Consider the following 23,647-nt stretch of genomic DNA (forward strand, 5'->3'; position numbering starts at 1 on the left):
GCAACAGTGCGTAAAACTTATAGTGTAAAAAAAGAGAAAAGGTTGCACCTGCGGTGTTGATTATTTGATTTGGGGAATGATGATGAAAAAGAAAATGCGTTCAAAAAAAGTGAATAAGGGAGCTCCAAGCGGCTTCATTATCAGTATTGCTATTCATGCGGCGGCTTTCGCGCTCGCCGGGATGCTGGTGGTTTTTAATGTCGTTCAAAAGGAAGAGAAAAAATTTGTTCCGCCCAAACCGGTTGATCGGCCGAAAATGAAATTGAAGAAGCCGAAGGTGAAGGTCAAAAAATCGGTAAAACCGAGATCGACTACGCGCATCGTTACCAAGGTGCAACGTGCTTCCATGCCGGATATCCAGCTTCCGGAAATGTCGGGTATGGCGGATGGTCTCATTGGTGATGTCGGCGGATTTGATTTGGGCTCATTGGATGTTGCGCCATCAGTGCTCGGTGATGATGTGTCAGCAGGTAATGACCTGGTTGGTACATTCTATACAATAATGCGTGATCGGACCGGAAGACCCATTACCTATAGCGGTGATATTTTAAAAGACCTTGTTCACCGCTTTTATAAGAGCGGATGGAAAACATCGACGCTGTCGCGTTATTACCGTTCTCCCAAAAAACTATACGGCTCTATGGTTGTGGTTCCTGAAATGTTCTCCAACGTTGCTCCGTTGTCATTTGGCGAAAGCGACCGTGACAGTCAGTACTGGATAGTGCACTACAAAGGACAGATTGTGTATCCGGAAGATATTACGTTCCGTTTTGTCTGTCAGGCCGATATGACCATTGGCGTGAAAGTCGATAACGAGATGGTGCTCGGCGGCTGGTGGAAGGGCACCGAAGAAGAGTATATGGGCGATGTCTGGCGCTCTTCTTCAGCGGATAACCGGAAATGGTGGATGGGCAACTGGACAGCGGTGGTTGGCGATTGGGTGACGCTGAAGGCCAATGAGCCGCAGGATATCGAAATTCTGATTTCGGATGCCGGTGGCCTGTGCTGTCTGATGCTGGCCATCCAGGAAGAAGGGGTGGACTATGAAACGCGGCCGGGGGGGGGGCCGCGTTTGCCTGCGTTCAAAACAGCATATCCTTCACATGATTTGCAGGATATGATCATGCGGGACATGGTTCCGGGTGAAATTTCACTCACCAACGGTCCGGTATTTAATGATTTTGCAAGCAATGCGTCGGAGCAGAATGAGGCCTCCCCGCTGTCAGATGATTCAACGGTTGAGATGGTGTCCGCAGAAACGGTTGAACCGGCTATTCCTGAAAAAATATCAAAGCTGAGAAGTTGGAGTACGAGCGGTGGCGGGGTGCTTGAAGCGGAATATGTTACCCGGATGGGCGATAAAGTGGTGCTGAAAGATGCAAAAGGTAAACAGCGTAAAATCGCACTGAGCATGCTCTCTGCAGAGGACCTGAACTATATTGAACTCTGCAATCCCCCGGATCTGCAGGTGTCGGTCAGCAACAAAGAGGATCCTGTATTCGCTTACAGTGATGGCGTTAAGGATGAAGTGGTTGGATATGATGCGGTTTACACGGGAAAAATCCGGAAGAAGAGTCCGAAGGCCTATCCTCATGAATTGACCGCAGAATTTTATGCCATCGGCGTGCAGAATTATGCGGATACCTATCTGCTGTTGGATCGTCAGGAATCAACCTTTGTGCTGGATGAAAATCAAAAGGAGTACAATTTTTCAGGGAACACGGTTCATTTGCGCAAGATTGAGCCGCGGGAATGGGAGTCAGCTGATTTTACCGTGCGTGGAGAAAAAGATTACGGCTATCTTATTGTGGTGAAGGATAAACGCGGTGAGATCATTGCGAAAAAAGCAACTGCTGGCTGGATTGAAGACGCCTATGAAAAACTTAAGGATTTCCCGGTAGGGCGTTATTTGAATGAGCAGGGTGAGCGCGTCTTTCCTGAGGGGCCGCCACGGGCCCGGTACTGAGTTATCGGTCTTTGTAAAATGTTGATTGAAGCCCGTGCCGAATGGCGCGGGTTTTTTCGGTTAATGATTTTCTTGGCGGTTTTTTATATGATTTTGGCAAGATCGTTTGTGTTCAACTTGTAAATCCGCCGTATACTGTTTGGCTTTAAATGAAAAAGGATATTCTATGAACTACAGAAGAGTAAAAACGGCGGTGGCCTTGTTTCTGGCCATCGGACCGTTATGTGTTCAGGCTTTGGAAGTGATTCGTTTTGAACCGACGAAGGGTGATCGTATGCCCGAGTTGCGTGCAGCCTTGGAACAGGTGAAGGATCGTGATGTCAAACTGGTATTTGCAGCGGGGGAATACCGCTTTCGGCCGGATTTTGCACTTCATCGGTATTGCTATATCACCAACCATGATAACGGGTTGAAAAATATTGCTTTTCTGTTCGATGGTTTCGATTCCGTTGAAATCGAGGGAAATGGTTCCGAGTTTATTTTCCATGGACAGATGTTTCCGTTCCGCTTTGAAAACTGCAGCCGTGTTACGGTTAAAGATGTGGTTGTAGATTGGGATATTCCGTTCTGTTTTCAGGGAGAAGTGGTCGCCGTTAACGAAGAGGAAGGCTGGCGCGAGATCAAACCGGCAACGGATGGATTCAGCTGGACGATCCGGAATAATCATTTGCGCTTTCCGGATATTGACGGCTTTTCCTATAATCTCGTTGGATCAACCCTGGCTTTTAACAAAGAGACGAAAGAGGTTGCATACGGGGCCTGGGACTTTACCAGCCAGCCCGAAAAAGTTCAGAAACTGAAAAATGGAAATCTGCGTTTTTACGAAAAGCTTAAGCATTGGCCGAAGGTGGGACAGATCCTTAATTCCAAAGGAAAGAAAAACCGTTATGCGCCGGCTTTTCAGGGAATCTCCTCTTCAAATCTGCTGTTTGAAAATGTGGTGATTCATCATGCGCTGGGCATGGGATTTCTGCTGGAACGTTGCGACACCGGAACGATCCGGGGCGGCGGGGTCTATGTCCGGGAAGGTTCCGAACGTGTGGTTTCGATCATCGCCGATGGAACGCACTTTGCGAACTGCAAAGGGGAAATTCTGGTGGAAAATGCTCGTTTCAAAGGCATGCTTGATGATTCCACTAACGTGCATGGAACCTATGTTGAAGTGGATAAGGTCCTTGATCAGCACAGCGTGCGCGTCAGACTGATGCATTTTCAGCAGCTCGGTTTTGAATTTGCCGGAGTCGGCGACGAATGCTGGTTTATTCATCACCCTGATCCGTCCCGCGGTGAAGTGAATACGGTATCCAGAGTCAAAGTGCTGAATGACCGATTCATTGAACTGACGTTTACAAATCCGGTTCCCGGAAAACTGAAGAAAGGCGATGTGCTGGAAAATAAGACCTGGAATCCGACGTTCACCATGCGCGGAAACCATTTTGAAAAGCACCGCGCCCGGAATGTGGTGATTAAAACGCCGCGGCCGATTCTGATTGAGAACAATGATTTTTCGTCACACATGTCGGCCGTTTTTCTGCGTGGTGAAACATTCCACTGGTTTGAATCCGGTGCCGTTGAGGATGTGCTGATTCAGCATAACCGATTTAAAGACTGTGCTTCGAGCGGGATGGAGCATGCGGTGCTCAATGTGACGCCCCGGCTTGGAAAAACTTTTGATGATACGATTCCTTATGATCGGAATATTCGTTTTATCAATAATACTATTGAAACATTTGATAACCGGATTGTCTGGCTCGACCGGGTGGACGGATTTGTTTTTAAAGGTAATACCATCAAACAGACCGATACTTTCAAGCCGATGCGTGATGCCTATCTGTTTGACCTGAAGAACTGCCGTCATGTGGAAATCTCCGGAAATACCTATATCGGAAAAAACAAAAAAGGGGTGCTTGCTGATGGGGCCACGAAGCCGACACTGTCTGTGAAAGATAACAGGGGATTCTAAATCATTATGGTGAAGGAGTGTACAGTGCTCGGTTTTGCGGTGTTGCTGTCCGGTTGTGTTTCTCACAAAACGGTTGAGCACAGACCCGGGCACTATACCCTCAGAAACTCCGGTGGGATGGAGGTTCAACTGGCCTCCTATGGCGCGCGTATCACTTCCATAAACGTGCCGGATCGCGATGGCAGCATGGCTGATGTTGTGCTGGGTTATGAGGATATCAATGCCTATAAAACCGCGCAAAAGAAACCCTATTTCGGCTGTGTTGTCGGGCGGTATGCCGGGCGGATTGCCAATGGAAAATTTGCCCTCGATGGCCGGGAATATGAATTGGCAGCAAATAACGGTCCGAACCATCTGCACGGCGGCATGGTTGGGTTTGACAAAGTCGAATGGACCGGCGCTTCCACGCATAACAGCGTCAGCTTCAGCTATGTTTCAAGAGATGGGGAAGAGGGATATCCCGGCACCCTGCAGGTTCAGGTTATATATACGCTGACCGATGCTGATGAGTTGATCATTCAGTATCGGGCTGCGACGGATAAAGCGACACCGATCAATCTGACGAATCATACCTATTTCAATCTGGCGGGCGAGGGGGCGTCGACGGTGCTGAATCATGCGTTGCGAATCGATGCAGACTGTATTCTTGAAACCGATGAGTTTTCGATTCCAACCGGCAGAAAACTTCCCGTGTCCGGAACTCCGTTTGATTTTCTCCGGGCAAAGGCAGTCGGTCGCGATATAGATGCCGAACATCCTCAGCTGCAGATCGGGATGGGGTATGATCATACTTTTGTTCTTTCGGATGGCCCGGTTTCCGCCGAGCTGTATGATCCGGAATCCGGAAGATGTATGGAGGTCATTACCACGGAGCCCGGCATTCAACTTTATACCGCAAATTATCTGAGCGGTGATCTGGTGGGAAAGTCGGGTGAGCGTTACCGGAAGCGCAGTGCGCTGTGTCTGGAAACCCAGCATTTCCCGGACAGCCCGAATAAACCTGAATTCCCGAATACCATTCTCCGGCCCGGAGAACATTTTGAATCGAAGACCATTTATCGTTTTTCTGTTCGTTAAGATAACAAGGAGAGATCCCATGAAATTCAAATTCATTCTGTCGGCCTTGACGGCCGTCACGTTTTCCGCCGTTGCGGAAAAACCCAACATCGTTTTCATTTACGGCGATGATATCGGTTACGGTGATTTCAGCTGCTATGGCGGAGAGGTCGATACGGCGGCCATAGACACGCTGGCGGAAGAGGGGGTTCGTTTCACCGGCGGCTACTGCACGGCGGCCACCTGTACGCCATCACGTTATTCGATGCTGACCGGCGAATATGCCTTCCGGAATAAAGCCGCAAAAATTCTGCCGGGCAATGCGCCGCTGATCATCGATCCGTCGCGCCCGACCATTGCACAGTTTCTGGCAGATAACGGGTATAAAACCATGCTGTCCGGAAAATGGCATCTGGGCCTCGGTTCCCCGGATAAGCCGCTCGACTGGAACGGTGAAATTGCGCCGGGTCCCAGAGAAGTCGGCTTCCAGGAATCCTTCCACATGGCGGCAACGGCTGACCGTGTACCGTCGGTTTTCATTAAAAACGGCCGGGTTGTCGGGCTGGATCCCTCGGATCCGATTGAGGTTAATTATCAGAAACCGGTTGGAAATGATCCGACCGGCATCACGCATCCGCATCTGCTGAAACTGCAGGCCGATGAACAGCATGGTAAAACCATTGTGAACGGGGTCAGTCGTATCGGTTGGATGAGCGGAGGAAACAGTGCCCGTTTTAAAGATGAGGATATGGCTGACACGTATCTTCGTAAGGCGCAGGCGTTTATTCGTGAAAACAAAGAAAATCCCTTTTTCCTCTATTATGCATTGAACGAAAATCATGTGCCGCGCGTGGTGCATCCTCGGTTCCAGGGCTCTACCAGTCTCGGGGCGCGCGGCGATGCGCTGGCGGTTTTTGACTGGTGTGTCGGCCGGATTGTTCAGACGCTGAAGGAAACCGGGCAGTATGAGAATACGCTGATTGTGGTGACCTCTGATAACGGTCCGGTTCTGTTCGACGGCTACTGGGAAGCGGGCATTGAGCGGCAGGGAACGCACGATGCTTCCGGCCCGTGGCGCGGCGGAAAATACAGCCGCTGGGAAGGCGGAACGCGTATTCCGTTCATCGTTACCTGGCCCGGAAAATCCAAACCGGGAATTTCCGATGCGATTGTGAGCCAGGTCGACCTTTATGCGTCCATTGCTGAGCTGATTGGAAAACCGATGCCGAAAAACGCGGGGCAGGACGGACAGCCGCTGCTTTCCACATTTCTCGGGGAAAAGCTGGAAGGGCGGGAATATGTAATTCAGGAAGCCCTGACTCAGATTGCTGTGCGTAAAGGAAACTGGAAATATATTCCGCCGGGCAGCGTCACCGAACGCCTCGGCATCATGACCTGGAAAGCCGGAAGCGGGTGGAAAGAAACCACCGTTCCGGAACCGGGTCTGCTGTTCCATCTTACGGAAGATCCGGCCGAGGAACATAACCTCGCCGAAATCTATCCCAACCGCGTGAAAGAGATGAAAGCCATCATCGCCGAAGTGGCTCCCGAAAAAGCCGTTGGCGAAAAAGGGCTGAATAAAAAACAGCTCGGTTTCTGATTTCCAATCATTGGAAATTTACAAAGTTTGAAAAGCCGTCCTGCAGGGCGGCTTTTTTTATCGGGATTTCCGATAAGTCTGGGGGCTTTGTCCGAAATGTTTTCTGAAGCTGTTACTGAGGTGGGAGGCGTGGGTGAAGCCGGTTTCGGCGGCAATACGCTCGATGGTCCAGTTGGTGTAGAGCAGCAGTTCGGCGGCTTTGTTGAGGCGCATTTTCATGAGGGTCTGGTGGAGGGTGGTTTGTGTTGATTCCCGGAAGCGTCGGTTCAGCAGACTGCGTGAAATGCCGAGTTCTGCGGCAACTTCGGGGGTGCCTATTTTTGCGGGGAGGTTCTGCTGGAGATAGAGAATGGCGCGGCGGATCAGTTCGTCGGCCATAACAAAGGCATCGGAGCTGGCGCGGGTGATTACCCCTTTGGGTTGGATAAATACGGTTTCGGGTACAATGGGGCGTCCGTCCATGGCGGCCTGCAGCAGTGCAGCGCCTTGCTGGACCATGCCGGCGGTGTCGCGGTCGATGCTGGAAATCGGTACGGCCTGTACTTCACAGACCAGCGGGTTGTTGTCGACACCCAGAATGGAAAAATCGAGCGGAACCTGAAATCCGGCTTCCAGACAGAGGGCGGAAATCCAGGCGGCGTCGGCATCGTTGGCGGTAAAGATGGCGCAGGGGCGGGGCAGGTTCTGTAAACGGCCGGCCATGGTGCTGTAATTGAGGCTGCCGGTTCCATCGAGGCGGATTACCGTTTTTCCGCTTTTCTGCAGTTCAGCGCTGAAAGCCGTCAGGCGGGCTTCGCCGAACGGGGTCGGTGTGCTGGCGTACCAGGCAAAGTGGCGGTGGTCGTAGGAGAGAAAGTGACGTGCGGCAATCCGGCCGATGGCCGTGTTGTCGGCGGCGACGCGCGGCCGTTGAATATCGTTCCGCCAGGAGGAAAGATCGACACAGGGAATTTCCGGGTGCTGAAGGACAAAACCGGCCGTGCGCGGATTGTCGGTGAGCGAACTCAGAATGCCGTCACCGCGCCATCGGTTAATCATACCGGTCGGAGTGAGCAGATTGGCATCGAGGTGCCAGTTAAATTTCCGGGCGGCTTCAACGGCCGCCTGATGCGTCGGCTGGTCGTAGGCGTTCAGGAGCAGGAGGACTCGTCGTTTATTCAGCATTTCCGGATCAAAGGCTCATCTGGCGTATTTTGCAATAATAAATAATAAACCATGCAATACCAATTATGTCCGCGTCCGCGTAACGTATTCGTTTGTTGAATATTCCAAGGTCTGGAAAAAGGGGGACAAGGACGTGAAGATGGAACGAATTGAGCAAAAGAGGATGACGGCTTCATTGCCGCCGGAACGGGTACTGCAGTTTGGGGAAGGTAATTTTCTGCGGGCGTTTATCGACTGGATGTTCCACCGCATGAACGAGAGCGGGGTGTTCGGAGGCAGTGCTGTGGTGGTTCAGCCGCTGGAAAACGGGCAGGTGGATTTGCTGAATGAACAGCAGGGTCTTTATACACTTTATCTGCGGGGAATTCAGAATGGTGAACAGGTGGACGATCATGAAGTGATCCGTTCAATCAGCCGGGGAATCAATCCTTATTCCGACTGGGAAGGTTTTCTGGAAACAGCGGCCAATCCGGATATGCGTTTTGTGGTTTCGAATACGACGGAGGCGGGTATTGCCTATCAGCGTGTGGAACCGCCGGATTCCTGTCCCGCAACCTTTCCGGCAAAACTGACCGCCTGGCTCGTCCGGCGTTTTGAACAGCTTGGGGGCTCCGCAGATTCCGCGATGATTTTTCTGCCGTGCGAACTGATCAACTATAACGGCCGCAAATTGAAGGAGTGCATTCTGAAGCATTCTGCGGACTGGAAACTGGGCGGGGATTTTGAGGCCTGGATTGAAAACGACTGTATTTTTCTCAGTACGCTGGTGGACCGTATTGTGCCGGGTTATCCGCACGATGAAGCTGAGGCGATGCAGCGCGAACTTGGGTATACGGATCATCTGATCTGTACGGGCGAGATTTTTCATCTGCTGGTGATTGAAGGGCCTGAAGAGCTGAAAGCCGAGCTGCCGTTTCATAAGGCGGGACTGAATGTGGTTTGGACGGACGATATGCAGCCGTACCGGAATCTGAAGGTCAGTATTCTGAACGGTGCTCATACATCAAGTGTGCTGGCGGCTTATCTGGGCGGTCTGGATATTGTACGTGAGATGGTAGAGGACGGGCTTTTCGGAAGGTACGTGCAGGCGGTTCTGTTTAATGAGATTATTCCGACACTGGATGTGGAACGGGAAGAAGCGGAGGTCTATGCAGGGGCGGTACTGGAACGGTTTAGGAATCCGTTCATTCGGCATGAGCTGCTTTCCATCAGTCTGAATTCGGTTTCAAAATGGAAGGTACGGGTGTTGCCCTCGGTGAAAAATTATATGGCTGAATTCGGCAAAGTCCCTTCGTTGCTTGCCTTTTCAATGGCGGCACTGATTGCCTTTTATAAAGGAGATCTGCGGGACAGTTATGAACCGAAGGATGATCCGGCGGTTCTCGAATTCTTCCGAACGGCCTGGTCGGGGTCTGAGGTGGTTGCGCGGGTACTGGAACATACGGATTTCTGGGGCGAGGATCTTACGGCTCTGCCGGGATTCGAGCTGGAAGTTTCAAAAGCGCTGGGTCGGATTCTGCATGGAGGAATGCGTGAAGCGGTAAAAGACTGGTTGGATCATGAAGACGCTTAAAATCAATGAACGCGATAACGTCGCCGTCGTTATCTCCGACGATTCGGATAAAATTCCAAGAGGGCATAAAACAGCCCTGGTTCCGATTGAAAAAGGAGAGGCGGTCATTAAATACGGTTTTCCGATCGGCTATGCGACCGAGACGATCGAAGCCGGTGACTGGGTGCATGACCATAATGTGAAGACGGGGTTGTCCGGGGTGCAGGAATATCCGTATGAACCGGACTTCCGGCTGCCGGGACGTATTGCGGATGGAAAAACCTTTATGGGGTATCCTCGGGCCAATGGGGATGTCGGGATACGCAATGAACTCTGGATTGTTCCGACGGTCGGATGTGTGAACGGGCTGGCGGAAAAGGCGGCGGCGCGGCTTTGTGCGGAAGGTTTGCCGGATAATGTGGATGATGTGGTTGTTCTGGCACATCCGTACGGCTGTTCCCAGCTGGGGGATGATCATGAAGCTTCGCGGACGATTCTCTCGGCATTGGTGAAGCATCCGAATGCCGGAGGTGTGCTGGTGGTTGGTCTGGGGTGTGAAAACAACACCATGAAAGAGTTCCGGGAGCTGGTCGGGGAAGTGGATGGGGACCGGGTTAAATTTCTGGTGACACAGGCGGTGGAGGACGAGCTGGAAGCATGCGGGAGATTGCTGCATGAACTGTGCGAAACGGCGGCAAAAGACCGGCGCGGGCCGGTGCCGGTTTCCAAACTTCGGATCGGTCTGAAGTGCGGCGGGTCGGATGCTTTTTCGGGGCTGACAGCCAATGCGCTGGTCGGCGCGGTTTCGGACCGTTTGATTGCTCGCGGTGGTTCGGCCGTGCTGACCGAGATTCCTGAAGCATTCGGTGCGGAAACGATACTGTTCAACCGGTGCGTATCAAAAGCCGTGTTCGATGAGGCGGTGAATGTGGTGAACGATTTCAAGGAATATTTTTTATCCCACGGTGAACCGGTGGGAGAAAATCCGTCGCCGGGCAATAAGGCCGGCGGGATTACGACGCTGGAAGATAAATCGCTCGGTTGTGTGCAGAAGGGCGGAACCGCGCCGTTGAACGATGTGCTGCGTTACGGTGCGCGGGTTCGGAAAAACGGGCTGACTCTGCTGGAGGGTCCCGGTAATGACATTGTGGCTGTCACTGCGCTGGCGGCGGCGGGCTGTCATATGGTGCTGTTTACCACCGGGCGGGGCACGCCGTTGGGCGGACCGGTTCCGGTGGTGAAAATTGCTTCCAATTCGGCGTTGGCCGAGCGGAAGAAAAACTGGATTGATTTCAATGCAGGTGTGCTGATGGAAGGCCGGACGATGGATGGTCTGGGGGATGCGTTTTTTGACGATCTGGTCGATGTGGCCTCAGGACGTAAAACGCGGTCGGAAGAAAACGGATATCGGGATTTTGCCATTTGGAAACAGGGAGTGACATTGTGATGAAAAAAGTGCTGGTTGTTTTAGGTGCATGGATTGCATGGGGCGCTTCGGCACAGCATGCTGAGCGGGTTTATCTGAGCGGTAAAGGGCCGTCGGATGCGGTTGAGTGGGATTTCTTCTGCTCGGAAGGTCGGAAGAGCGGAGAGTGGACGAAGATTCCGGTGCCGTCGAATTGGGAGCAGCAGGGGTTCGGCGGCTATGCCTATGGACATGATACACCAAAAGGGGAGCACGATGAAACGGGCACCTATCGGACAACATTCCTGGTTCCGAAGGCGTGGAAAGACAAGCATGTGCGTATTGTTTTTGAGGGGGCGATGAATGAGACGTCAGTTAAAGTTAATGGTAAGGTTGCCGGCGCGCCCAATGAAGGCGGGTATCTTCCGTTCCGGTATAATCTGGACGAAAACGAGCTGAAATATGGCGAAGTGAACGAGCTTGAAGTGCTGGTTAAAAAGCGTCCGGAGAATGTGAGTCTGGACCGGGCGGAGCGGAAAGGTGATTACTGGGTATTCGGCGGAATTTATCGTCCGGTCTATCTGGAGGTGTTGCCGAAAATGTTCATTGATCGTGTTGCCATTGATGCGCAGGCTGACGGCACATTCAGAATGGACGTTTTTCCGCAGATTTATGATTACGGGAAACTGCGCAAGGGCCATCTTATGGAGCAGGTGGACGAGGTGGTTGCCCGAATCCAGACGCTGGATGGTGAGCCCGTCGGCGAAATGATGTCAGCACGTATGTACGGCGGGGCAGGAATGGTACGTCTGGAAGGCCGTGTGAATAATCCGAATCTATGGTCGCCGGAATTTCCGAATCTGTATGCCGTTAAAGTCAGTCTTCGAAAAGAGGGTCGGGTACTTTTTGAAAAAACGGAACGTTTCGGATTCCGTACGTTTGAACTGAGACCGGAAGACGGGCTTTATCTGAATGGGAAAAAGATTCGTATTCAGGGCGTGAACCGGAATGTGTTTGATCCGCAAACTGCTCGCGCGGTGAACAAAGAGGACGTGTGGAATGAGGCCCGTGCAATCAAGGCCATGAATGTGAATATGGTCCGTTCCCATATGCCGGCCACCACTGAATTTATGAATGCCTGCGATGAGCTGGGCCTGTTTGTTATTGTGGAGCTTTGCACCTGGAGTACTCCTGTGATTGATACGCCGATTGCACGTAATCTTGTTTTTGAACTGGTCGCTAAATATCAGAATCATCCGAGTGTCCTATTCTGGGCGAATGGTAATGAAGGCGGGTTCAATCTTGAGGTGGGCGGGTTGTATCATCTTCTGGATATTCAGCGTCGGCCTGTGCTTCATCCGTGGCTCCATAATGAGGCGTTGGATACGATGCATTATCCGGCTTATAAACAGTTGGTTGAGCGGCTTCGCGGACCGCGGGTTTATATGCCTACCGAGTTTATGCACGGATTATACGATGGCGGTATGGGAGCCGGGCTGGAGGATTATTGGGAGGCTATCCGTAAGTCAGCCTATGGTGCCGGCGGCATTCTCTGGTGCTGGAAAGATGCCGCGATTGCCCGGACGGATCGGGGCGGAAAACTGGACACTTTCGGAAACCGTTCTGCAGATGGGGTGGTTGGGCCGAACGGTGAAAAGGAAGCCAGTTATTTTACAGTACGCGAAATCTGGTCGCCGATACAGATTCCTGTTGAAACGCTGCCGAATGATTTTTCCGGAACGCTGCCGGTTGAAAACCGTTATTACGATACCTCGCTGAATCGCTGTACTCTGGAATGGGAACTGGTGGATTATTCCGGACCCTACGACGCGAAGGCTTCGATAAACGTTCTGGAAAAGGGCCGCTTGCAGGGACCGAATGTAGAGCCGGGGAAAACCGGTGCAATTAAACTACCTCTTCCGGCCGACTGGCGCAATGCTGATGCGTTGAAACTCCGCGCATTCGGCGTGAATGGCGTTGAGGTTATGCAGTGGACCTGGCCGATTTCTACTTCTCAGACTGAACGGAAAACGATGGCGGGGGTTAAGCCGGAACCGTTGAAGGGGAAACCTTTTGATATTCAAATGGGCGAAACGCTGTGGTCTTTTTCTCCGGAAACCGGACAGTTGTTAAACTGTACGGTCGGCGATCATGTTGTCGGGCCCGTTTCCGGACCGAATCTCTATGCCGGAATTTCTGATCAGGCCTTTGATTTTACATTCGATTGGAACGCCACGGTTGTTAAACAGAACGACGCCATAGTAATTGAATCAAAGAGTCGTGATGGAGCTTCGTCGTTCCGCTGGACGCTGGCGCCGGGTGGCCTGGTTCAACTCGACTATTCATTTGCTCCGATTGAATCTCCGGTGATCTATTGTGCAGTTGGTTTTGATCTGCCCGAAGAGGAGGTTCAAAGCAAGCGCTGGCTGGGTGATGGTCCGTTCCGTATTTGGGGAAACCGGCGGAAAGGTCCGCAATATGGGCTGTGGGAAAATGAATACAACGATGCCATCACCGGGGTGACCTGGGAATATCCGGAATTCAAGGGAATATTCAGTGATGTGGAATGGATGCGCTTGAGCCTGAAAGGCGGGCATTCACTGCTTATCAAATCGCCTGCTCCCGCTGAAGTCGGTGTACTGATTCCGAAAAATTCGGAAGGTCCGCGAGGAGACCGGAAGCATCCGACCGGTCCGAGCAATGCGATGTGGGATTATCCCGAATCCGGTGGGTTGTTCTTGTTTCATAAGCTGCCGCCGGTCGGCACGAAATCAAAAGATATTTCGCTGCTGGGTCCACAGAGTGGGCTCGTAAAACGGTCTGAACAGATCACCGGCCGTGTTACGTTTCACTCTTTTGAATAGGATTTGTATTTGTTGTTCGGAGAAGGAATATGAATTACAAAAAAAAATATCTGATGACCGGATGGCTGCTTGCGTTCAGTTTTCTCGTACTGATGACGGTTGCTGATTCGGCGCAGAAACGTCCAAACCTTCTTTTCATTCTATCGGATGATCAGGGCTGGGGGGATATCGGATTTCATGATCCGGCGCTTTATTCTCCGAATCTGGACCGGCTGGCGGAACAGAACCTGGAGCTTACGCATCACTATGCGGCACCGCAATGCACTCCGAGCAGAGTTTCGTTTCTGACTGGACGTTATGCGCAACGGTTCGGTCCGCAGGCGATTATTGCGGGGTATAATGTACAGGCTATTCCGTTTGGGACACCAACGTTGGCGAGTCTCCTCAAAGCACAGGGGTACGACACTGCATTAATCGGAAAGTGGCACCTGGGTTCGGTTCCGGGACAGCATCCGAATTTATGGGGATTTGATTATTCCTATGGATCACTTGGAGGTGCTGTCGGAGTGTATGACCATCGCTACCGGTTACGCAAAAAAGACTATGTCAACACCTGGCACCGTAACGGTGAGCTGATTCCGGGGCATGAAAATGGAAAGCCCTATGAAGAGGGAACCCATGTGACCGATCTTATCACGAAAGATGCAATCCGCTTTTTAAAACAGAAACGAGAGCAGCCTTTTTTTCTCTATTTAGCGTATACTGCGGTGCATACCCCGCTGGCGGAAGAGGATAAATGGTTTAAGGACCCTGAAGGGAAAATTCAGAAAATAAAAGATGAAAGTCGTCGGTTGATGGCGGCTTCGGTGCATCATCTTGATGATGCCGTCGGGCAGGTGCTGCAGGCGTTGGCAGAGACCGGAGTGCTGGAGAATACAATAGTGGTCTATTCATCAGACAATGGCGGAGTGGCTGGTGGACATCAAGGAGGAGGGTACGCAGAACCGAATCCGGATCTGAAACCCGGGTACAGCAGTAACGGCGAACTGCGTTCCGGAAAAACCCATGTATATGAAGGTGGAATTCGTGTTCCAACCATTGTCAGTTGGCCGGGGGTGCTGGGAAAAGGTGTGATTGATGATCCGGTGCATATTTGCGACTGGCTTCCAACCTTTGGAAAAATAGCGGGGGTGGAGCTTCCGAGTAATCTTGATGGAAGGGATATTCTTCCTGTGCTCAAGGGAGAGCCGGCGGAACCGCGCGGTTTTTACTGGGCGCGCGGAAAACAGATTCCGTGGTCCAGGCGCGCTGTGCGCCGGGGAGGCTGGAAGCTGGTTAATGAGGGGCAGTCGTGGGCGCTGTATCATTTAGAGACGGATCCCGGGGAGCAGAAAAATCTGGCGGAAAAATATCCGGAGAAAGTGAAGTCGCTATTGGATTTTTATGAATCCGAAGCGGCAAAAGACGAAGGGCGGCCGTTGATGTCGGTCTGGATCAAGGGGCCGAAGACGGTTACTTCGGGACGCGATGCGGTATTTGAGCTGGTTTGCAGTGAGCCCATGAAGTTGATGAAAGATGATTTATACATCGATGGCGCTGAAGTAACGGCGATTGAACATCGTGGAAAAACGGTGAGTGTTACGGTGCAGTCGACGGGAAAACCTCAGATTATTTTACAGGTCAAAGAAGGGGTAATTAAAAATGAAAACGGGCGGGTAAACCAGCCTTCGAGCCCGTTTCGGTGTGCGGTTGAAAAAGGAAACTGAACATATATATCCATATTAAAAAGGAATTGTCAGAAACGGAGAGCACGATGAGATGCAGGTTAGCGATAGTCAGTTTGGTGTTGGGTATGATGAGTCCCGTCTTTGGAGCATCAACTGCTGAGCGGGTTTATCTGAGCGGTAAAGGGCCGTCGGATGCAGTTGAATGGGATTTCTTTTGTTCCAATGGTCGGAAAAGCGGGGAGTGGACGAAGATTCCGGTGCCGTCGAACTGGGAACAGCAGGGGTTCGGCGAATACAACTATGGCCATGAACCGGCTGCAGAAAAAGCAGACGAAACGGGCCGCTATAAAACCACCTTTTTTGTTCCGAAGGAATGGAAAGATAAACATGTGCGTCTGGTGTTTGAAGGATCCATGACGCAGACCGAGGTGACGATTAACGGTAAGCAGGCCGGGTTCCCGAACTATGGCGGCTATCTTCCGTTCCGCTATATTCTGGATAAAACCAAGCTGAAATACGGTGAAGAAAATACTCTCGAAGTACTGGTGAAGAAGAAACCGGATAACGACAGTCTGGATCAGGCGGAGCGTAAGGCGGATTACTGGGTATTCGGCGGGATCTACCGGCCGGTTTATCTGGAAGTGCTGCCGCGTGAATTTGTGAACCGGGTGGCGATCGATGCGCAGATGGACGGCACGTTTAAAATGGATGTTTTTCCACAGGTGCAGCAGCCCACCAAATTCCGCGAGGAGTTTAAGGAATACGTGGATGAACTTACCGCGCAGATCCAGACGCTGGACGGGGAGAATGTCGGAAAGCCGATGTTAGCTCCCATTTATGGTTCGGCCGGTCGCATCCGTTTTGAAAACCACATTAAAAAACCGGCGCTGTGGTCGCCGGAACATCCGAACCTGTATCAGGTGAAACTGACGTTGAAGCACAAGGGGAAGGTGCTGTCTACAACGATTGAACGTTTCGGTTTCCGGACATTTGAGCACCGGCTGGGTGACGGACTTTATCTGAATGGAAAACGTATTCTGATCAAAGGGGTGAATCGCAATGTGTTTGATCCGCAGCATGGCCGGGCGATTGATGCAGAGCGGGTCTGGCGCGAAGCGCGTGAGATCAAGGCGATGAATGCCAATCTGGTACGTTCCCATATGCCGCCGACTATGGAATTTATGAGGGCGTGTGATGAGCTGGGTCTGATGGTGATCACGGAGCTGTGCAACTGGCATGATCCGGTGATTGATACACCGGTTGCACGTAATCTGGTGTATGAGCTGGTTACAACCTATCAGAATCATCCGTCGGTGATTATCTGGGCGAACGGCAATGAAAACGGATTTAATCTGGAAGTGGATGAACTGTATCATCTTTACGATCTGCAGAATCGTCCGATCATTCATCCATGGGCCTATTTTGAAGGGATGAATACCAAGCATTATCCGGATTGGAAGGAATTCCAGCTGCGTTTGAGTCACGATAAGGTTTATCTGCCGACCGAGTTTCTGCATGGCCTTTATGACGGGGGTCACGGGGCCGGACTGCAGGACTACTGGGATGCGATTAAAGCTTCGCCGATCGCGGCGGGCGGGGTGCTCTGGTGTTGGGCCGATGCGGCGATTGCCCGCACAGACCGCAACGGCATGCTGGATACTGACGGCAATCATTCGGCGGACGGTATCGTTGGGCCGAACGGAGAGAAGGAGGCCAGCTATTATTCCATCCGTGAAATCTGGTCGCCGATACAGATTGCCATGAAAACGCTTCCGGATAATTTCAGCGGAAAAATTCCGCTGGAAAACCAGTTCTATGAAACCCGCCTGGATGCCTGTTCGTTTGAGTGGAAGCTCGTGAACCATACCGGACCGTTTGAAACAGCGAAAAGCAGCGTGCAGGCCGAAGGACGGGTGAAAGGACCTAAAATAAAACCCGGAAAAACGGGGGAGCTGAAACTGCGGTTTCCGGATAATTGGCAAAATGCTACGGCACTTGAATTGCGTGCATTCAGTTCCGACGGGCGGGAAATTATGCAGTGGGCCTGGCCCATTCGTTCTCCGGAAATTAAAGGCGCCGAAGCTGTCGTGCGACAGGCCGAAGACAACTTGTTCGAAATCAAAGCCGGAAAAACCACCTGGAAGTTTTCACCTGAAACCGGGCAATTACTGAACTGCAGTGCTGAAGGATTCGGCCGGGGCCCCGTACTTTATGCGGGCACACTGGACGGTGCTTTGGAATTTTCCCGTATCTGGAAAACCTCGGTTGTGAAAAAGGGCAATTCCGTAGTCGTCAGATCGATCTGCGAAGATGCGTCATTCAGCTGGACGGTTCAGCCGGATGGTTCGGCGGTGCTGGATTATGATTTTTCGGCTCCGACCAATGAGCTGGTGTATGCCGCAATCGGGTTTGATCTGGAAGAAACCGCGGTGGCTTCCAAGCGGTGGCTGGGGCAGGGTCCGGACCGTATCTGGGGCAACCGGCTGCGCGGTCCGCAGTTCGGGCTGTGGGACAATGAATACAACGATCATATCGTCGGTGTGAACTGGGGCGAAACGCCCTTTAAAGGCATTTTCGGCAACGTCGACTGGATGCAGCTGAATCTGAAATCCGGGAAATCACTGCTGGTGGATACGGATTATGCGGCGGTCGGAGTGCTGCGCCCGGCCAATGCGGAGGGTGAGCGGGATAAACACGGGCCGACCAGTCCGGTGCATGCCTGGTGGCACTATCCGGAAACCGGCGGTCTGTATCTGTTCCATAAACTTCCGGGGACCGGAACCAAATTCGCGAATGCGTGGGAGCTGGGACCTCAGGGTTGTCCGGAACTGCTCAAAAGATCTATTGCTGGTAAGGTGAGCTTTATGGTTAGGTAAATTATAATACAAGCTAACTGGAGGGGTTATGCGAAAAGAACGTACGCAGTCCAAGGGTATTTCAAAAGGAGCGCCGAGTGGTTTTTTGATCAGTATACTCATTCATGCCGGTGCGTTCATGCTTGCAGGCCTGCTGGTGGTTTTTTCGGTAACTCAGAAGGAAGAGAAAAAGTTTGTTCCGCCCAAGCCGGTTGACCGGCCGAAGATGAAACTGAAAAAGCCTAAAGTGAAGGTGAAGAAATCATCGAAACCGCGAGCGACCAATCGGATTGTTACCAAAGTGCAGAAGGCCAGTATGCCGGATATTCAGTTGCCGGAGCTTTCGGGGATCGGGGACAACCTCAGCGGTGATATCGGCGGTTTTGAAATTATGCCGGATTTGGGGCAGTTGTCTGTTCTGGGCAGCTCACAGTCGATCGGCAGCGATCTGGAAGGAACGTATTATGACCTGAAGCTCGATCGACAGGGCCGGTTTATCTCAAATGATAAAGAGACCTTCCGTGCCAATATGATTGATTTTATTCGGAAAGGCTGGCGGCCATCCACCTTGGCGAAATTTTTCCGGTCACCGAATAAAATCTATGCCACATCGTTGGTTGTGCCGACGACGCAATCATCGATTGCGCCGGCTGCATTCGGGGACAAGGATGCGAGCGGGGCTCAGTGGATGGTGCATTATAAAGGCGAGCTGGTTCATGCGGAGGGGATTACTTTCCGCTTCTGGGCAGCAGCCGATGAAACGCTGCTGGTCCGGGTCGATGGGGAAATCGTTATTGGAGCAAAGTGGGCGAATACGGATACCGGCTGGTCAAACGTTGAGCCGGACACGGTGACGCCGTTCTGGCAAAGTTCATCCATGGATTCTTACCGGTTTATTCTGGGGAACAGCCGGGCTGCCGTGGGGGATTGGATTACCTTGGAACCGGGGGTGCCGTTGGATCTTGAAATTATTATCGGGGATAATGGAGGTAAAGCGAACTTCTGCCTGGCCGTCGAGGAGCAGGGGGTGGAGTACCCGGAAAGTAAACAGGGTGGACCGATTCTTCCTGTATTTAAAACGGCACCGATATCCCGGGATATGATGGATATTATCTACAAAGATCTGGTTGAAGGTGAGGTGAGTCTGACCAACGGGCCGGTGTTTAATGATTATGGCGGAAGTTCTGCTGAAAAGAATGCCGTTGCCGCAGCTTCGGAGAATCCTCCGCTGGTTGAGCCCTCCCCGGAGGTATCGGGAGTCGGTGTGTGGGAATTGCAGGATGGCACCGATTTCGAAGCGGAACTGGTGAATGTGATGGCCGGGATGGCTGTATTCAAAAATGCGCGGAATAAAACCGTTAAGGTGCCTTTGGAGAATATGACTGACACCAGCCGGCATAATATCGGTCTTTCGCTACCACCGGAATTTGATATCAATTTTGTGCGAGATCACAACCAGAAGACGTTCGCGATGGACAGTTATGATGTGAACAATATCCGTCCGCCGGAGTTACGCTGTTATTATGGATTCAGGCTCAGTCAAAAGGGATCAGGAGATTACCCCTACCGTGTAAATGCTGAAATGTTTGTCATCGGCCAGGAACGGCTCGGCACAAAGTACATCGTGCTGGACCGGCAGAAAACTTCATTTGTTCCGACCCGGGAAAATGGAAAATCGCACAGTTTCAAAAGCAGTCAGGAAGTGGTGCTGCAGAATTATGAAGTTGAAAATGAACCGCGCGGCGAAAAATATGCCGGCTATCTGGTAATCCTTACGGATGAAAGGGGCCGGGAAATTGGCTACAGCACTTCGAATGAATGGCTTTATAAAAATCTGGGAAATCTGAAAAGGCAGAAACCTGGAAATTATATCAATAAACAGTGTGAACGTGTTTTTCCTACGAGGCCTCCGGCTACACTGTATTAAAACCTGATGCGATAAATGGAACCGATCCGGTTCGGACAAAAGAAACGGTGAACGGTGGTTGTATCCTGCCGGGCGATGTCATCTGTTACGGGATTTCGGTTTGTCGTACGCGTATCTCGATGAGTTACGAAACTCTTTCAGGAATTTTCCGTTTGAACCCCGCATATTGACGGCTGTTCAGAGGGCATCCTGCCGATGCCTCTCCGCAGTATCTCCTGCTCCCCGGCACACTGATGGAATCAGGCGGGGTTGAATTTTGGCGCACAGTAAAATCGTAAAATTCTGTGAATTGGACACGAAAAAACCATCCAATAAGCCAAGTGACAGCGGGTATAAAAACTGAAAAGTTGTTTGCTGCTTGAATCGTTTGAAAGGGAAGTTTGATGAAAAAAAGTATGTTATTTGTTGTCCTTGCGCTGTTAACAGGAATTGATCCGGCTTTTTCAGCTTCGGATCGGCCGAATATTGTTGTGATTCTGGCGGATGATGTAGGTTCCGGGGATATCAGTTTTTACCGCAATAAATTTATGGATGGGAAACCGGTTTTTGAAACGCCGAATATTGATGCACTGGCGGAAAACGGCATGTGGTTTACGGATGGCCATTCCTCCACCTCGCTCTGCGCACCGACGCGCTACGCGATTATGAGTGGAAAAAACAACTACCGTTCCTTTGCGCCCTGGGGCGTTTGGAATTCGTTTCATGAAGGGGCCATAAAAAAAGGCGACACCACGCTTGGCACTGTGGCGCGCGACGGCGGGTATGCCACCGGGTTTATCGGGAAATGGCACCTGGGCCTGAATTTCAAAAAACGGAACGGCGAAGGCTTTTATCGGGGCAGTGATAAAGACGATAAAGTTGTGAATGCCGATATGACGCAGGTGGCTTACGGCGGCCCGATCGATATGGGATTCGAGTATAGTTATGCGCTGCCGACCGGAGTTCAGGGGCCGCTTTATCTCGCCTATGAAAATGAGAAATGGGCTCCGTTTGAAGAGGGCGTTTCAGAAATCATCTGCTTCAACGAAGAGAACGGTTGGGATCCTGAAACGGTGACTGAAGCGGATAAAAAGGGCGTTGGAGCAAAAGGGGTTCTTACGATCTCGGACAAAGGGCCGGGGATGGGGGATTCCCGCTGGGATACCTCGCGCATTCCCGATATTATTTCGAGCAAAGCGGTGGGTTTCATCAATCAGCATGCCAATAAAAAACCGTTCTTTCTCTACTACTGCAGTCCCGAAGCGCACCGCCCGCATATTCCGCCGGCCGAGATGGACGGCGTGAAAATTCGCGGAACACTGGCGTCGCGTCATATGGAATGCATCAAGGTGCTGGACCTTGAAGTGAAGCGTATTGTGGATGCACTGAAGGCCAACGGAGTATTTGAAAATACGCTGATCTTTTTTATGACCGATAACGGTGGTTTGACCTGGAACGTTCCGGGAACCATGGAGTCCGGACACCGTCCGAGCGGCAACTATCGCGGAGCGAAAAGTGCACCGCATGAAGGGGGACACCGGGTTCCGTTTGTTGCGCATTGGCCGAAATATATCAAGCCCGGGCAGCTTTCCGGGGAGCTGGTGGTTACGCACGATCTGATGGCTACGGTAGCCCGGATTGTCGGAACAGAGCTGCGCGATGAGGATACGCTGGATTCCACTAATATTCTGCCGCTTCTGCTGGGTCAGGCGTTTAAACCACGCGATTTTCTGGCCTGGCAGTCGGGGGCCACGTTTGAAGTGATGTATCGGGAAGGCCCATGGAAACTGATTATCCAGAGCAATCATGAGCTGAGCAAATGGGATCCGATCGAACTGTATAATCTGGAGTCCAATCCGAATGAAAGTCCGAAAAAAAATCTGATCAACCATCCGGAATACAAAGCGCGTGCAGAGAAAATGTTTGAAAAGTATGTGAAAATTCGAAAGAGCGGCGTGCGCACAGCACCGGTTAATTTTTAAGGAATACTGTCATGAAAAAATGGATAATTCTTTTTCTGGTTGTTTCGGGCGCGGTTCTTTCGGGAAGTGCGGCTAAACGAAAACCCAACGTGGTTATCTTCTACACCGATGATCAGCCGATGGATTCATTCGGGTTCATTAACGGGAAAGCGCATACCCCGAATATTGATCAGCTGGCGCAGAGCGGGACGTATTTTTCGCGAGCGTATGCCACCAGCAGTGTGTGTTCCCCGAGTCGTTATTCGGCTTTGACGGGCCAGTATGCCAGCCGTTGTCAGTCTCCGCAGTTCCGAAAGGAAATCAGTACTGAAGGGGTAACAAAAGTGCTGTGGAATATGGGAATGGAAGAAGGGCAGTGGAACTTTCCGCGGGTCATGCAGGCTAATGGTTATAAGACCGGTATGGTTGGAAAATGGCATGTCGGATCCAGCGGAAAACATGGTTATCGCAAATCGGTTCCGAATAATGATCCGAAAGATCCGGCAGTTATTGAGGTGCTGAAATATAATCAGGAATACTACTGCAAAGACATTGCCGAATTCGGGTTTGATTATGTCGGTGCGGCGTTTCACGGAAATCCAAACGATGATCCGAACCTGGTGAAAACCGGGTGTAATGTGCATGTGCCGGAGTGGCAGACCATGCATGCACTGAACTTTATCGAGGAAAATAAGGATGAGCCGTTTGTCCTCTACTATGCCTCCACCCTGCTGCACGTTCCGGATTGTACGGCCGATCTGAAAAAAGATCCGCGTCTGACGCCGCTGGGCTGGATGGATGAGCCGATTGCTCCGGGAGTTCTGCCGCCGCGTGAAGATGTGCTGCGTCGGGCCCGTGAAGCCGGTGTTCCGGAAAGCGAGAACGGAAAGCTGATTGCCGCCACCTGGCTGGATGATGTGGTCGGAGCCGTGCAGCATAAGCTGAAAGAGCTGGGGCTGGATGATAATACGCTGGTGATTTACTTTAACGACAATAGTACGGATGACCAGGGCAAAGGATCCTGTTACCAGGGGGGCGCACATGTGCCGATGATGGTGAATCTGCCCGGTGTTGTAAAACCGGGAGAACGAAAAGAGCTGGTGGCTAATATTGATATTGCGCCGACGATTTTTGATTTCTGCGGCGTTACTCCGCCGGAAGATATGGTGCTGGACGGTGCGAGCCTGATGCCGCTTTGCCGGGGTGAAAATGTAAGCGACTGGCGGGACGCCATGTTCCTGGAAATCGGAATTACCCGTGCGGTGGTAACCGACGACAATTTCAAGTATCTTGCATTCCGCGTTCCGGAGAGCTACACGAATCGACCGAAGGAAGAGATTCTGAAAGAACATCGGGAGTCTCTGGCGAACATTCATAAGATGTTTCCCTGGACGAAGAAAATGTGGCATGAGGAAGAAAATCCAAGATACATGCACATGGGCATGGCCCCGGGCGGCCACCATATGGAACGTTTTCAGCTCTATCTGAACCATCCGCCGTTTGAAAAAAATTATTTTGATCCGGATCAGCTTTACGACCTTAACCGCGATCCACGTGAAACCACGAATCTGGCGGAAAATCCGGAATATCAGGCCAAGCTCCAGAAAATGCAGAAGAAACTCAGCCGACTGCTGGCTGATGTTCCGGGAACATTTGCGGAGCTGAAACCGGAAGAATAAGTCAACCGC

The 23,647-nt window shown here is 51.5% G+C and carries 13 protein-coding genes; 12 read left to right on the forward strand and 1 reads right to left on the reverse strand.

Going from position 1 to position 23,647, the window contains the following annotated elements:
- The first annotated feature begins 82 nt into the window (after positions 1 to 82).
- The 4 genes from P9H32_RS17850 (at position 83) to P9H32_RS17865 (ending at position 6,585) form a co-directional block, all read left to right on the forward strand.
- On the forward strand, positions 83 to 1,966 hold the full coding sequence (locus tag P9H32_RS17850) for a hypothetical protein (RefSeq protein ID WP_322610284.1): 1,884 nt from the start codon (positions 83 to 85) through the stop codon (positions 1,964 to 1,966).
- 166 nt (positions 1,967 to 2,132) lie between these two features.
- Complete coding sequence (locus tag P9H32_RS17855) at positions 2,133 to 3,929, forward strand: alpha-1,3-galactosidase-related protein (RefSeq protein WP_322610285.1); 1,797 nt, start codon at positions 2,133 to 2,135, stop codon at positions 3,927 to 3,929.
- A 6-nt stretch (positions 3,930 to 3,935) separates the two neighbouring features.
- Positions 3,936 to 5,006 carry an aldose epimerase family protein gene (locus tag P9H32_RS17860; protein ID WP_322610286.1) on the forward strand — a complete coding sequence of 357 codons (1,071 nt, stop codon included), beginning with the start codon at positions 3,936 to 3,938 and terminating at the stop codon, positions 5,004 to 5,006.
- Positions 5,007 to 5,025: 19 nt separating this feature from the next.
- Positions 5,026 to 6,585: a sulfatase family protein gene (locus P9H32_RS17865; protein ID WP_322610287.1), complete on the forward strand. Its 1,560-nt coding sequence runs from the start codon at positions 5,026 to 5,028 to the stop codon at positions 6,583 to 6,585.
- A 57-nt stretch (positions 6,586 to 6,642) separates the two neighbouring features.
- On the opposite strand, the gene P9H32_RS17870 is transcribed toward P9H32_RS17865, so the two are convergent.
- The gene (locus P9H32_RS17870; RefSeq protein ID WP_322610288.1) at positions 6,643 to 7,749 is read right to left on the reverse strand and encodes a helix-turn-helix domain-containing protein; all 1,107 of its coding nucleotides are present in this window, start codon (positions 7,747 to 7,749) and stop codon (positions 6,643 to 6,645) included.
- A 139-nt stretch (positions 7,750 to 7,888) separates the two neighbouring features.
- On the opposite strand from P9H32_RS17870, the gene P9H32_RS17875 reads away from it, so the two are divergent.
- The 8 genes from P9H32_RS17875 (at position 7,889) to P9H32_RS17910 (ending at position 23,638) form a co-directional block, all read left to right on the forward strand.
- Positions 7,889 to 9,322 carry a tagaturonate reductase gene (locus P9H32_RS17875; protein ID WP_322610289.1) on the forward strand — a complete coding sequence of 478 codons (1,434 nt, stop codon included), beginning with the start codon at positions 7,889 to 7,891 and terminating at the stop codon, positions 9,320 to 9,322.
- Entirely contained in the window at positions 9,309 to 10,748 is a 1,440-nt protein-coding gene (locus P9H32_RS17880; protein ID WP_322610290.1) for a UxaA family hydrolase, read from the forward strand. The genes P9H32_RS17875 and P9H32_RS17880 overlap by 14 nt, the downstream gene beginning before the upstream one ends.
- Complete coding sequence (locus P9H32_RS17885; protein WP_322610291.1) at positions 10,748 to 13,570, forward strand: glycoside hydrolase family 2 protein; 2,823 nt, start codon at positions 10,748 to 10,750, stop codon at positions 13,568 to 13,570. Before P9H32_RS17880 ends, P9H32_RS17885 begins: the two co-directional genes overlap by 1 nt.
- 29 nt (positions 13,571 to 13,599) lie before the next feature.
- Entirely contained in the window at positions 13,600 to 15,276 is a 1,677-nt protein-coding gene (locus P9H32_RS17890) for a sulfatase-like hydrolase/transferase (RefSeq protein WP_322610292.1), read from the forward strand.
- Positions 15,277 to 15,323: 47 nt separating this feature from the next.
- A complete protein-coding gene (locus tag P9H32_RS17895) occupies positions 15,324 to 18,113 on the forward strand; it encodes a glycoside hydrolase family 2 protein (protein WP_322610293.1) in 2,790 nt (929 codons plus the stop codon).
- Between the two features lie 28 nt (positions 18,114 to 18,141).
- On the forward strand, positions 18,142 to 20,019 hold the full coding sequence (locus tag P9H32_RS17900) for a hypothetical protein (RefSeq protein ID WP_322610294.1): 1,878 nt from the start codon (positions 18,142 to 18,144) through the stop codon (positions 20,017 to 20,019).
- A gap of 383 nt (positions 20,020 to 20,402) precedes the next feature.
- A complete protein-coding gene (locus P9H32_RS17905) occupies positions 20,403 to 21,980 on the forward strand; it encodes a sulfatase family protein (RefSeq protein ID WP_322610295.1) in 1,578 nt (525 codons plus the stop codon).
- Between the two features lie 11 nt (positions 21,981 to 21,991).
- Positions 21,992 to 23,638, forward strand: coding sequence for a sulfatase family protein (locus P9H32_RS17910; protein ID WP_322610296.1), 1,647 nt, complete (start codon positions 21,992 to 21,994; stop codon positions 23,636 to 23,638).
- Positions 23,639 to 23,647: the final 9 nt, after the last annotated feature.

Source organism: Pontiella agarivorans, assembly GCF_034531395.1.
Lineage (GTDB): Bacteria > Verrucomicrobiota > Kiritimatiellia > Kiritimatiellales > Pontiellaceae > Pontiella > Pontiella agarivorans.